The 11112-nt window shown below is 40.2% G+C and carries 16 protein-coding genes and 1 pseudogene; 8 read left to right on the forward strand and 9 right to left on the reverse strand.

The window, feature by feature from the left end; translation table 11 throughout:
- Positions 1 to 61: 61 nt before the first annotated feature.
- Entirely contained in the window at positions 62 to 706 is a 645-nt protein-coding gene (locus tag FTV09_RS10965; protein ID WP_180058323.1) for a ParA family protein, read from the reverse strand.
- A gap of 133 nt (positions 707 to 839) precedes the next feature.
- On the opposite strand from FTV09_RS10965, the gene FTV09_RS10970 reads away from it, so the two are divergent.
- The 3 genes from FTV09_RS10970 to FTV09_RS10980 all read left to right on the forward strand — a co-directional run bounded on the left by FTV09_RS10970 (position 840) and on the right by FTV09_RS10980 (position 1963).
- Positions 840 to 1310 carry a Holliday junction resolvase-like protein gene (locus tag FTV09_RS10970; RefSeq protein ID WP_180058324.1) on the forward strand — a complete coding sequence of 157 codons (471 nt, stop codon included), beginning with the start codon at positions 840 to 842 and terminating at the stop codon, positions 1308 to 1310.
- Between the two features lie 65 nt (positions 1311 to 1375).
- Positions 1376 to 1675, forward strand: coding sequence for a hypothetical protein (locus tag FTV09_RS10975; RefSeq protein WP_180058325.1), 300 nt, complete (start codon positions 1376 to 1378; stop codon positions 1673 to 1675).
- Between the two features lie 96 nt (positions 1676 to 1771).
- Positions 1772 to 1963 carry a hypothetical protein gene (locus tag FTV09_RS10980; RefSeq protein ID WP_180058326.1) on the forward strand — a complete coding sequence of 64 codons (192 nt, stop codon included), beginning with the start codon at positions 1772 to 1774 and terminating at the stop codon, positions 1961 to 1963.
- Positions 1964 to 1978: 15 nt separating this feature from the next.
- On the opposite strand, the gene FTV09_RS10985 is transcribed toward FTV09_RS10980, so the two are convergent.
- Positions 1979 to 2602 (reverse strand): class I SAM-dependent methyltransferase, encoded by a 624-nt coding sequence (locus FTV09_RS10985; RefSeq protein WP_180058327.1) that lies wholly within the window; start codon positions 2600 to 2602, stop codon positions 1979 to 1981.
- Positions 2603 to 2898: 296 nt separating this feature from the next.
- Here FTV09_RS10985 and FTV09_RS10990 point away from each other — a divergent pair, with 296 nt between their 5' ends.
- Together FTV09_RS10990 and FTV09_RS10995 are read left to right on the forward strand one after the other, a co-directional pair.
- Positions 2899 to 3429, forward strand: a complete 531-nt coding sequence (locus FTV09_RS10990; RefSeq protein WP_373685013.1) for a hypothetical protein — start codon at positions 2899 to 2901, stop codon at positions 3427 to 3429.
- Between the two features lie 42 nt (positions 3430 to 3471).
- Positions 3472 to 3903 carry a protease inhibitor I42 family protein gene (locus FTV09_RS10995; protein ID WP_180058328.1) on the forward strand — a complete coding sequence of 144 codons (432 nt, stop codon included), beginning with the start codon at positions 3472 to 3474 and terminating at the stop codon, positions 3901 to 3903.
- Positions 3904 to 4010: 107 nt separating this feature from the next.
- On the opposite strand, the gene FTV09_RS11000 is transcribed toward FTV09_RS10995, so the two are convergent.
- Positions 4011 to 4343 (reverse strand): HopJ type III effector protein, encoded by a 333-nt coding sequence (locus FTV09_RS11000; RefSeq protein ID WP_180058329.1) that lies wholly within the window; start codon positions 4341 to 4343, stop codon positions 4011 to 4013.
- Between the two features lie 164 nt (positions 4344 to 4507).
- Between FTV09_RS11000 and crcB the strand changes: the two genes are divergently transcribed.
- Positions 4508 to 4891: a fluoride efflux transporter CrcB gene (gene crcB, locus FTV09_RS11005; protein WP_067762956.1), complete on the forward strand. Its 384-nt coding sequence runs from the start codon at positions 4508 to 4510 to the stop codon at positions 4889 to 4891.
- A gap of 153 nt (positions 4892 to 5044) precedes the next feature.
- Here crcB and FTV09_RS11010 read toward each other — a convergent pair whose 3' ends face one another.
- Positions 5045 to 5293, reverse strand: coding sequence for a type B 50S ribosomal protein L31 (locus FTV09_RS11010; protein WP_180058330.1), 249 nt, complete (start codon positions 5291 to 5293; stop codon positions 5045 to 5047).
- 113 nt (positions 5294 to 5406) lie between these two features.
- On the reverse strand, positions 5407 to 6705 hold the full coding sequence (locus FTV09_RS11015) for an AarF/ABC1/UbiB kinase family protein (protein ID WP_180058331.1): 1299 nt from the start codon (positions 6703 to 6705) through the stop codon (positions 5407 to 5409).
- A 215-nt stretch (positions 6706 to 6920) separates the two neighbouring features.
- Here FTV09_RS11015 and FTV09_RS11020 point away from each other — a divergent pair, with 215 nt between their 5' ends.
- Positions 6921 to 7133 (forward strand): DUF1737 domain-containing protein, encoded by a 213-nt coding sequence (locus FTV09_RS11020; protein ID WP_180058332.1) that lies wholly within the window; start codon positions 6921 to 6923, stop codon positions 7131 to 7133.
- On the opposite strand, the gene FTV09_RS11025 is transcribed toward FTV09_RS11020, so the two are convergent.
- From FTV09_RS11025 to FTV09_RS11035, 3 genes are all read right to left on the reverse strand, one after another.
- The gene (locus FTV09_RS11025) at positions 7126 to 7560 is read right to left on the reverse strand and encodes a hypothetical protein (protein ID WP_180058333.1); all 435 of its coding nucleotides are present in this window, start codon (positions 7558 to 7560) and stop codon (positions 7126 to 7128) included. The genes FTV09_RS11020 and FTV09_RS11025 overlap by 8 nt on opposite strands.
- 147 nt (positions 7561 to 7707) lie before the next feature.
- On the reverse strand, positions 7708 to 9006 hold the full coding sequence (locus FTV09_RS11030; protein ID WP_180058338.1) for an MATE family efflux transporter: 1299 nt from the start codon (positions 9004 to 9006) through the stop codon (positions 7708 to 7710).
- A 101-nt stretch (positions 9007 to 9107) separates the two neighbouring features.
- Positions 9108 to 9566 carry a DMT family transporter gene (locus FTV09_RS11035; RefSeq protein ID WP_067762950.1) on the reverse strand — a complete coding sequence of 153 codons (459 nt, stop codon included), beginning with the start codon at positions 9564 to 9566 and terminating at the stop codon, positions 9108 to 9110.
- Between the two features lie 125 nt (positions 9567 to 9691).
- On the opposite strand from FTV09_RS11035, the gene hemW reads away from it, so the two are divergent.
- Positions 9692 to 10846, forward strand: coding sequence for a radical SAM family heme chaperone HemW (gene hemW, locus FTV09_RS11040; RefSeq protein ID WP_180058334.1), 1155 nt, complete (start codon positions 9692 to 9694; stop codon positions 10844 to 10846).
- A 161-nt stretch (positions 10847 to 11007) separates the two neighbouring features.
- On the opposite strand, the pseudogene FTV09_RS11045 reads toward hemW, so the two are convergent.
- Positions 11008 to 11112 (reverse strand): annotated as a pseudogene (locus FTV09_RS11045) (IS701 family transposase); the annotation flags it as partial.

Raw genomic sequence — 11112 nt, forward strand, 5'->3', positions numbered from 1 at the left:
ATCTTTCAGGCAATTTTGGCTTGAAGTTGACAATGAAATATAAAATTAATGAAATCTGTGGTTAAAACCACTCTGTTTCGTCTTCAATAATGGCATTAAGTACAGGTTGCCATTGCTGTTGCATGCCTAAATACACTTTTTGGGTTTTATCAAAAACAGTTAAACCTTGCATGGCCAATTGACCATATGCGGTACGCTCAGAAATCCAAGCAACGGGCTGTTGTTCAATCTTATTGAAAAAATCTTGAATTTCTTTCGAGTTTGCAGAATTTGGTTTAACCCGATTGGCCAATAATAAAATTTGGACTTTGCCTTTACGAATGCGTTTAATGTCTTGTAAATGCTTTAAGAAACGACGCGTTGAGTCAATATCAAAAAAAGAAGGCTGCAATGGGGTGATAATCGCATGTGCTTCATTGACCAATTGGTCGGCATGTTCACCGGACAAAGCACCCGGTGCATCAATAATTAAATATTCAATGCCTTTGGGTACTTCACCAATAGATTTTTCATGACGCCAGTCAAGACTTTGAATCGGCGCTGCGGACTCGGGTCTTTGCTTTAACCACTGCCGTGCAGATTTTTGGTTGTCGGCATCGGCCAGCGCAACTTTATAGCCTTTTTGTGCAAGGGCTGAAGCTAAACTGATAGCGGTAATGGTTTTTCCGCATCCACCTTTTTGATTAGCAATTAAGATCGTTTTCATTGGCCTAAATAGATTTTATTCTGCTCAGCTCTAGCATATCATTCTTTAATGCGAGGAATATGACAACACACTAAAGTCTCAAATTTTTCATCTCATTATGTAATTTTCGATTTAAAAAAATCAGGATCAATCAATGTCTGTCTGGATGGCCATGTTAATTGGCGCATGTATTGGGGTTGTGATAACCACCATTATTTTAAGTAGCAGTCGCAATGGACGGATTAAAGCGGAATATGAACAATATATTGCAGAGCTTGAATTAGAGCATCAACAAGCTTTAGCTCATGCACAGAAGCGCAGTGTGAATACCAGTCGTGCTGTCTTGAAAGGTAGAATGGCGGAGCAACTTGCTCCGATTCTGCCTGAGTTCCAATATTTACCGAGTGATGCCAAGTTTTTAGGTGATCCAATCGATTATGTGGTGTTTGATGGTTATACCGACTTCCGCGATGGTGACGGTACAGCTGAAGATATTGAAGTGGTCTTGATTGATATAAAGAGTGGTGGGGCGCGATTAACCAAAGGCCAGCAAGCCATTGCTCAAGCGATTGAGGAAGGGCGCATTCGTTTTGAAACCATTCGCATTGATTTTGATGATGTGTAAATTATTTTAATGTACAGCACGGGTTTGGGATTAATTTTTAGTTTGGAATAAATGGAATTAAATCAATGGAAAAACTATTCGCAGCCGCCGCGTTATTTGGTCTATTGCTTTGGGTCTGGGCGGAGTTTTTTCGTGCGATTCCAAATTTTGAACAAGTTGGGGTGCTGAAAAATTTTCAGCTCACGACCAAAGAGGAGATTCAAGGGCGATTCACTGTTTTAGATAAAAGATACTACAGTGCAGGTCACCGCTTGTTACATCCAGCAGCACCAACCGTAGTTGGTGGTTTTCAAGACCTCGCTTATGTCAGCAATATTGACCTACTACTGAGCCAAAATCAGCAAAGTTATCAAACCTTAAAATAACAATTCGAATGGACACAGGACTCGCGCTGTTTTGAGCTAAAGGCTAAATCAAGCACATCGGCGCCTTTAGCACAAACATCTGAGCAATTATTCAATATGAGTGTGATTGCCAGTACAGAAGTCGTGGCAAATCAAATTCGACGACTAAAAGCAGGGCAGCAAGTTCAACTTCTAGCTGAATGGGTGGATGTGCATTCTATTAAAACTGGCCGAGCATTTAACATTGCTGCCGCTCGTCATGGACAGCATTGTCGTATTTATAAAATTAATGCCATTCGAATATTGTGATTTGCTCAAGCTCATTTAGAGTTTGCGTGCCCGAGCTAAGAGCATACGGCTTCCTATTTTGGGAATTCCCGCAGCATCAAAATATTGGCATTCATACAGTTCAAATTGTGCATTTTTGAGTAGCTTTTCAATATTACGATTGAGGTTGCAACCATCCGCGACTTTTTTCTGAATTGGGTTGAGTACATTTTGTAGGTGCTTAATTTTTGTATTTTCATTATGTTGTACATGCTCAACCAAATGAAACGTCCCTGTTGGTTTCAACACCCGATAAACTTCATCGAGTGCCTGCTCAATTTCAGCAACGCTACACAATGTCCAAGTACTGATAATATGATCCAGACTATTGTCCGCAAAAGGCAATTTTTCTGCACCAGCTTGTACATGTTGCACATCAAAGGGAGTGCTGTGTACCCGTTCAGCAGCCAAATGGTAGATATCGATATTGGGTTCAAGTGCATATAAGGTATCTACATTTTGATAAAACGGCAGGTTTAAACCTGTGCCAAAACCAATCTCTAAGGCTTCACCTGAAACCGCAAGCAGAAGTTCACGACGCTTATCCATCAAGCTGGCCGTTTGCATCACCTGATTTAACAGATGCGGAAAGATATATTGTTGATAAAATTTATAAATCATTTGATGGCTTTTTTATTCCAATTTCTTAAAGTGTAAATGAACTCACTATGCGAAGGAAATTGCAGCAATGACTGAAGCCCTGCATTTTGTTACCAAGTTCATAAGGTTTATTCCAAATCTGTGCGTAATATAGAGTTACAACTGTTTATTCATGTGCAGCGCATATTTTTAAGACTATTTTCATGTGGATGAATTAGTTTGAAAATTCAATCGGTATCTACAGTTGTAAATGTACAAAGTGTGGAAATTTTTAAGAGGATAGCTCGATGATCAAACGAATACTTTTAAGCACTGTTATGGCAGGCGTATTGTTGAATGTCGGTGTGCAAGCCTCTACAGAATATAATATTGCCAAAGGCTTAGCACCTGTGGCCAAAGGTCAGTCAATTTCGACTTTGAAAGACTTTCAGGGTGATTTTAGAATTTTAGGTTCAAAAACCTATCAAACTGACGAGCAAGCAAAATTTTCACCGATTGATTATGCCGTGAGTTGGGGCTTATTTGCTGAACCTGAAATTGCTCGAACTATATCTGTTAATCAATATGATCGCTTTCTGAATTGGAAAATGGCCAAAGTGCCAGTTCCTCAAAAGCAAGCGATGATGATGGTATCCAATATGCACATCATTCCTGCCAATCCTAAAATTGCCAAACAGATTACCCAAGTCAAACGCGGTGACTTAGTGCGCTTGCAAGGGGATTTGGTTGAAGTCAAAGACAAAGATCTAGTTTGGACATCTTCACTTACACCGACGGATACAGGTGATGGTGCATGTGAAGTCTTTCGTGTCAGCTCAATCCAGTGGATTGAGAAAGTAAAAGGTTAATGAAAAACAGGGTTAAATACTGGATTGAAGATGCAGAATAAAATGACACAACAGATATTTAAAAAAGTTTTTATTGGCGTGAGTTTGGTCAGTGCGTTGCTGCTAGGTGGGTGTACCAGTATGAGCTCTACAGTTGATGGTAAAACGCATGTTTTTACGGAAAAACAAAGTTGCCCAGCTCTACTGGAGATGGATCGTGGTCAAACCTTGGAAGTGGTGTTAAATGAAAACCCTTCAACAGGTTATGTCTGGTCCATAGTGGAACAACCGAAGTTGTTTAAAGTAGAAGAAACCTATCAATCTGATCAACATCGTGCAGATAAAGATGCTGTACCAATGGTGGGTGTGGGTGGTCAGAAAATTTATCGTTTTACTGCAACTACAGCCGGTGAAGAACAATTGCATTTAAAGCATGTACGTTCTTGGGAAAAAACTTCGGTGAGCGAATGGACTTGCCGAGTTCGAGTTTCTTAATTTTTTAGCGCTTATAAATGTTCAATAGTTTAAAAAGCCAGTCTCAAGACTGGCTTTCTGACTTATGCTCAAATATCTCGAGATCAAGTCATCTTTTCAATTTGATTTTATTTTGCAGCTAAAGCTTGCCCATCAAATTGAATACCTTCCCAACCATTTTGCATAAATTGGCGAATATTTTGGTGATCAGTCGCTTCTGGTGTCGCAAGTACTGCTGCATAATGTTCAGCAAATAGACTTAATGTTTCAACTTGGTTTAAACCATTTAATTGCGCAAAAGAAAATACTTTGGCACTACCTTGGTTTTCAGTTGCTGCATTGGCTTGTTTACCATTGGTAAATGCCGTTGGGGTGTGGTTATAACGTGCTTCAATAAATGCGATTACATCTGAAAATTGAGCAGTCCCTGCTTCTAGTTGAGCCAATAATTCCTGAGCCATAATATCCTCAAATCATAAAAAAATAGTACAAAGCGCGCAGACTATAGCAAGCTTTTAAGCCTTTACAGAACACTATTTACGTAAAATAAATGCGTGTATAGTGGACAATACAATGGGTTGAAACATCATTGCATCAGGTTCATTTCAATTTACAAAGGGAAACTATGAATTGGTTATTGGTAGCACTCGGTGGTGCAATCGGGGCAACTTTGCGTTATGGCACAGGTGTATTGCTGATTAAACCAATAGGCATATTTCCTTGGACGACTTGGTGGGTGAATGTGATTGGCTGCTTCTTGGCCGGTGTATTTTTTGCTGTGAGTCAAAAATATTCTTTTTTACAGTCCGAAGCACGTTTGTTTTTGATGGTGGGTATTTTAGGTGGATTTACCACCTTTTCGAGTTTCGGTTTGGAAACATTTCAATTGCTGCGGCAGGGGCACAGTGCGGTGGCGTTCAGTTATGCCATTTCGAGTCTCGTTATTGGTGTGATTGTTCTGGGACTGGGTTATTATTTATTTCAATCGATTTTAAAATTTGACGCTTAAAACGGGGAAGTTTTAGCGATAACTTGATGCTGCTGATATCTCTAGGCCTAAACGGACACAAAAAAAAGAAGTTCAGGCTGGAGGAGGGGTTCCCTGAACTTCTTTAATGCTTTTACTTTAAAAGCAAAAACTTAACTAAACATGAACAGATTGTTATCGTTTGAAACGTGCAAAACGTTTATTAAAGTTGGCGATACGACCTTCATTGTTCACCTGACGTTGCTCACCAGTATAAAACGGGTGAGATGCACTCGAAATGTCGAGACTGACATAGGGATAAGTTTTACCTTCGTATTCACGCGTTTGATTGGTAGTTAAAGTGCTACCAATAACAAAGTAAGCATTGGCATTGGTGTCATGAAATAAGACTTCACGGTACTCTGGATGGATATTTGGACGCATCTTATTATTCCTTCAATTTAGTGATTAATGGAATGTTATAACATAACAAATATAAATGCAAATATTACCCGAAGCGTGTCGGGCAATATGGTCTTTTAGAGGATCAAGCCATCTTATGTCGTTGGTGGTACAAGCTCGTCAAACAGGTCATTCAGATTGTCATTTACTTTTAAATGGATCAGATTCCAATAATGGCCAGACACAGTACGATTCACCATTAAGGTATCCGGTGAAGGTTTAAACACATCCCAATATTTCAAAGACGGTTTAATTAACTCGACGCCATCATGATGGGCAGAGTTTTCAGCAAAATCGTATTGAGTGGTGAGTGGGCGCATAAGCACTTCAAGCCATTGTTCATAGAGTTCTACAGGGAATTTGCCCAGCTCATTGAGTGATTGAAGTGCATCTAAATGTTGTTCCATTAAGGCAATATCATGCTGGCGTGCAGCATTAATTAATTGTTTAAAGTGTGAGACAACGTCAGGCGATAAGGTTTTGACCCCACCGTAGTCATAAACAATGACTGAACCATCTTCACGGAAAGCAAAGTTACCTGGATGTGGATCACAGTGGAAGCGTTTTAAGAAGAAAATCTCTTGTCCAATGGCACGGAATAAACGACGACCGAGCTCATTTCGTGTTTCCTGAGACCACGTACTGGCAGTTTCTATACTTTCACCCATTTCCAAACTTAACGTCAGAATATGCCGTGATGAGTAGTCACTATAGACTTCTGGAATAATAATTTTTGAGTCGAGCGAACTATGGAAAGCACGTGCAACGTCAAGGTTTTGTGCTTCAATTTCGTAGTTAAGTTCGTTGTCTAAACTGTCTTGAATTTCTTGGAATAGTTTTTCTTGGAGTTTACGATCAATTTTTAAAACGCCCATTAAGCGTAACGCCAAGCGCACCTGTTTTAAATCACTTTCACAGGCTTCTTCTACGCCCGGATATTGAACTTTAACAACGACTTGTTGTCCATTCGGCAAAACAGCTTTATGGACTTGCCCAATTGAGGCAGCAGCAAAAGGTTGCTCATCAAAACTTTTGAAAATTTGCGCCAGTGGTTTGCCTAGCTCTTTTTCTACTTGTGCCTTAATTTCGGCAAAAGGCATCGCAGGTGCTTGGCGCTGTAATTTACTGATAGCCTTTGCAACTTCAGGTGGAAAAATGTCCTTGTACTGCGAGGCAATTTGTCCAACTTTCATCACCGCACCTTTCATTTCACCGAGGGTATCGGCAATTTGCAGTCCGATGTCCTGAAAGAGTTTACTGCGTGACGCATTTTTCTGTTCTTCATCGGCCGTGATATTGCGGATGGAATTGGAAACGGTTTTAGTAGCAATGCTTGCCGTCATGCTGGCAAGTTTCATAAAGCGACGACCCGGTGTGCTAGCCGTTTTTGCCATGTGATGTTCCTCAAGATCATCATTTATTATCTAATACCGATCATAGGCGACAAAACACAAACTGCCTACTTTAAATTGTTAAGACTTTATTTCTGTTCATAAAATGATGGGCAATAATGTAAATAATGAAATTCTTTCAGGCAAATTTAAGCTATCGCTTGAATGGTTTAAAATGTCATATCGTTTAGTAAATATTGGTTTAAAGGATCAAAGTGATGAAAGTGTATCGTTATTTAACGGGGAAAGATGACGTGAACTTCTGTGCTCGCGTAACCAAAGCATTAAATGAAGGTTATGAATTATATGGCGCACCGACCATGAGCTTTAATGGTCGCGATATTATTGTTGGGCAGGCAATTGTGAAAGACGTAGAAGATGAAAGCAAAGTGCCACAAGGTTTAAAGAATGCTTTGGAGTTGCTTAATTAACTGACTTTGGCTGCTCTATATTTTCGTCTTTTTCAAGTTCTAGATGTGGAGTGAGATATTTACTACATTGGTTATGGTGCAGATTTGCATTTAATTTGATGAGGTTTTGCGTCACGATAAAATCTTGATCGTCTTCAGAAGCGAATTTTTTATTGGCCATGATGAAATCTTGATAGGTATAGGCCATGCCAGATTGCTGACAACTCAACTTTAAGCGTGCGGTATATGAGTCAGCTTGTTGCTCATGATAAAAGCGAAAAGCTGTCCAAAGTGATTGATTAATATAGTCAAATTCTGGCTGAGTTTGGACGTTAATCGGTGCTTGATACAGTGGGAAATGGTTGGGATCTATTGTTTCTTCTGCGTGTGTGGTCAGGCTTAAAATGAGCAGTGGAAGGTACAAGGCTGGTCGAAAGATTTTTAACATATTTGATCCTATTTATCCTCATAGTTGCTTAAGTGGTTATTTAAAGTATTTGTTTGTTATGCATCAAATAAGTGATTTACCTGTTTCAGTTAGGTGTTAATGTGCTCAAATCTGAAACAGGCAGAATAAAACTGACTTATTTGTTTATTAAACATTCATGGCAAGACGTTTATTCATCATCAATAAACGTGTAACCAGTAACACACATGCGACAGTTAAACCGACAATTAAGCCGATCCATACACCCGCGGCACCGGTATCTGTATAGCGAGCAAGATAGATGCCCACAGGGAAAGCAATAATCCAGTACGCAATCATGGTAATCCACATTGGGCCTTTGGTGTCTTGCATACCACGTAAGCAACCGGCTGCACTCACTTGCCATGCATCCATCAATTGATAGGCAATGGCAAACAATACAAGGTATACCGCAAGCTGTGCGACATCATAGTCATTGCTATACAGCGAAACAATTTCATTACGTAATAGCCACAGCAATAGCATAGTGATGAGGGCGAATAGCGTGCCAGTCAGCATGCCAACTTTTTGCACTTTACGCATGCTGAGCCAGTTTTTCTCACCATAATAAGTGCCCACGCGAATCGTGAGTGCGATTGCTAAAGACATTGGAATCATGAAGAGCTGTGAGGTGATTGAAATCGCAATTTGGTGTGCGGCAATGGTGACTTCACCTAGAGGGCTAAGCACAATGGCTGCGGTACTAAAAATACTCACTTCAAAAAAGATGGCTAAACCAATCGGCAAACCAAGTTTTAAAATGCGTTTAATCCACTCACCATTCATTTTTTCAAAAGCAGCAAATGGCTGTGTCTTTTGATAAGCAGAACCTTTAAAAATATACAGTGCTAAAGCAAAGAACATCAGCCATTGTAAAATCGCTGTTGCAAAACCACAGCCTGCTGAACCTAACTCAGGAACAGGTCCTAAACCGTACATGAAAATAAAGTTCAGCGGAATAAGAACCAAAAGAGCAACCAAACTCAGTACAGTTACGGGACGTGGATGCCCAAGTGCTTCGGAATAACCTCTTAGCGCTGCATACATGGTGACAGCAGGCATGCCTAAACTAATCGCATGTAGAAATAAACTGGCTTTGGGAAGCAAGGCCTCAGGTACACCAAGTACAGGAAGTAAAAGCGGCATTGCCTGTAAAACCAGTGCAGCGATAATGCCAAGAAACAACGCAACCCACAAAGACTGACGGGCAATAGTGGCAATTTTTTCAGGTGTGCGCGCACCATTTGCTTCAGCGACCAATGGCGTTGTCGCAATCATGATGCCACTAAACAGTAACATGACCGGTATCCACAAACCCACACCAATGGCAATTGCTGCAAGGTCGTTAGCAGAAAGATGTCCTGCCATAATGGTATCGATCAGACCAAATCCCGCTTGCGCAAATTGCGTAATTAAAATCGGGATCATCAAGTGGAACAGTTGTTTTAATTCATACTTGCTGCTGGTCGCAGCCGTGACAGTAGACACAGAACGTACTCATTTCTTGTGAGGTGCTTAGGAATGAGGTCTTAGCGTTGGAAAGTGAGAAGCACACCAATAAAAATCACCACGCCACCCAATAAGCGTTGCCAGTTAATCGCTGTTTTTTCAGTACCGAGTAAACCATATTGGTCGACAATCATGGACATAATGATTTGCCCAAAAATAATTAAGCCTGACAAGGTCAAGAAACCTAACTTCGGTGCAGTGTAAATACTGATACTAATGGCATAAACACCTAAACATCCACCCAGCCATAAATACCAAGGAATTTGCCCTAGCGTTGCGAGGTCTGGTTTATCTGCCGATTGAAAAAACACCAAACAGGCGAGCACTATTGTACCAACCAAAAAAGAAAAAAGGGCGGCTTGTAAGGGTGAATATAAATATTCACGTAATTGACTGTTAATCGCTGTCTGAAAGGTCATGGCGATGCCAACACCCATGGCAAGCGGCATTAAATACAATAAATGGCTGCTCAATTTCATTTTCTAATCATCTAATTCTTCTTTAATTTTATTAGTCTACTGTATTGCTTATGAGTTTTCATAAGCGCTGTGATGCAGTCATGTTAAAATGCGCTTACTTCTTTTGTTCCTTTTGAGCATTTTCCTTGGCTGAATTAAATCCTGCACTTGTTCCGTTATCTTTATACATTCACATGCCGTGGTGTGTGCGCAAATGTCCATATTGTGACTTTAACTCGCATGCTGTACCGAATGGGGTGTTGTCACTTGATTTAGAGCAGGAATATTTACAGGCATTGGTGGCTGACTTTAAAACTCAAGTTGAATTTGCGCAGGGTCGTCGCATTCATAGTGTGTTTATTGGTGGGGGCACACCGTCGCTAATTTCAGCCAAAGGCTATCAATGGTTGTTTGATCAATTGCGCGCTTTAGTACCTTTTGAAGCAGGTTGCGAAATTACCTTAGAAGCCAATCCTGGCACTGTCGAGCATGATCCTTTTGCAGGCTATTTGGATGCTGGAATAAATCGACTATCGATTGGGGTGCAAAGCTTTAATACTGTGCATCTGCAAAAACTGGGGCGGATTCATTCCAATGATGATGCCATTTTGGCAATTCGTCATGCAAAAGAAGCGGGTTTTGAGCGTGTCAATGTTGATTTGATGCATGGTCTGCCAGAACAGACTTTGGAACAAGCTTTATTAGATTTAAAACTGGCTGTTGAAAATGGGGCGACTCATGTGTCGTGGTATCAATTGACCATTGAACCGAATACGGTTTTCTTTCGGACTCAGCCAATTTTACCCTTAGATGATGTACTTGAAGATATTCAGGAGCAAGGTGAAGCGTATTTAATTGAACAAGGCTTTGTAAACTATGAAGTCTCGGCTTGGCGTAAAGAACTGCCGTCTGCGCATAATTTAAATTATTGGCAGTTTGGTGATTATTTAGCGATTGGTGCAGGCGCACATGGCAAAGTAACGATGCCAGATGGCGTCTATCGTTTCCAAAAAACCCGTTTGCCCAAAGATTATTTAGCCAAAGTACCTGCTGAACATCTTCAGTTTAAGCGCATTGAGGCAGGGGACATGCCTTTTGAATTTATGATGAATGCGCTGCGATTAAATCATGGGGTGGAGGCCAAGCTATATAGCGAGCGTACAGGGGAAAGTTTAGAGCCGATTGCCGAGTTATTGAACTCATTGCGTGAACGTAAATTGATGGTCAATGATCCAACACGTTTGTCTTGTACCGAACAAGGACACATCTTTTTAAATTCAGTGTTGGAGGAGTTCCTGTAATGAAAGCTATTGAAAACTTGTTTTAATATTTGAGCGACAAGTAACTTTTCATATTTCGAATGTAATTTGCACAATGTTTAGGAAATTATACAGGTGATAATTGAATTTTCGTGATGTAAAGGAACTTTAGAAAAATGAAATATATTAGGACTTACGCACTATTATTTATAGATTCTCTGTGGTAGCAGATGATTTTTATCGAGAATAAAGTCATCAATGAAGTTTTTGATAACTGGTCTAAATAATTTCTTCTGCCAACGATATAC

Source organism: Acinetobacter sp. YH12227 (assembly GCF_013417785.1).
GTDB lineage: Bacteria > Pseudomonadota > Gammaproteobacteria > Pseudomonadales > Moraxellaceae > Acinetobacter > Acinetobacter gandensis.

Coding starts and splice junctions, on each gene's coding strand:
- FTV09_RS10965 (WP_180058323.1), bottom strand. CDS start 706: ATGAAAACGATCTTAATTGCTAATCAAAAAGGTGGATGCGGAAAAACC.
- FTV09_RS10970 (WP_180058324.1), top strand. CDS start 840: ATGTCTGTCTGGATGGCCATGTTAATTGGCGCATGTATTGGGGTTGTG.
- FTV09_RS10975 (WP_180058325.1), top strand. CDS start 1,376: ATGGAAAAACTATTCGCAGCCGCCGCGTTATTTGGTCTATTGCTTTGG.
- FTV09_RS10980 (WP_180058326.1), top strand. CDS start 1,772: ATGAGTGTGATTGCCAGTACAGAAGTCGTGGCAAATCAAATTCGACGA.
- FTV09_RS10985 (WP_180058327.1), bottom strand. CDS start 2,602: ATGATTTATAAATTTTATCAACAATATATCTTTCCGCATCTGTTAAAT.
- FTV09_RS10990 (WP_373685013.1), top strand. CDS start 2,899: ATGGCAGGCGTATTGTTGAATGTCGGTGTGCAAGCCTCTACAGAATAT.
- FTV09_RS10995 (WP_180058328.1), top strand. CDS start 3,472: ATGACACAACAGATATTTAAAAAAGTTTTTATTGGCGTGAGTTTGGTC.
- FTV09_RS11000 (WP_180058329.1), bottom strand. CDS start 4,343: ATGGCTCAGGAATTATTGGCTCAACTAGAAGCAGGGACTGCTCAATTT.
- crcB (WP_067762956.1), top strand. CDS start 4,508: ATGAATTGGTTATTGGTAGCACTCGGTGGTGCAATCGGGGCAACTTTG.
- FTV09_RS11010 (WP_180058330.1), bottom strand. CDS start 5,293: ATGCGTCCAAATATCCATCCAGAGTACCGTGAAGTCTTATTTCATGAC.
- FTV09_RS11015 (WP_180058331.1), bottom strand. CDS start 6,705: ATGGCAAAAACGGCTAGCACACCGGGTCGTCGCTTTATGAAACTTGCC.
- FTV09_RS11020 (WP_180058332.1), top strand. CDS start 6,921: ATGAAAGTGTATCGTTATTTAACGGGGAAAGATGACGTGAACTTCTGT.
- FTV09_RS11025 (WP_180058333.1), bottom strand. CDS start 7,560: ATGTTAAAAATCTTTCGACCAGCCTTGTACCTTCCACTGCTCATTTTA.
- FTV09_RS11030 (WP_180058338.1), bottom strand. CDS start 9,006: ATGATCCCGATTTTAATTACGCAATTTGCGCAAGCGGGATTTGGTCTG.
- FTV09_RS11035 (WP_067762950.1), bottom strand. CDS start 9,566: ATGAAATTGAGCAGCCATTTATTGTATTTAATGCCGCTTGCCATGGGT.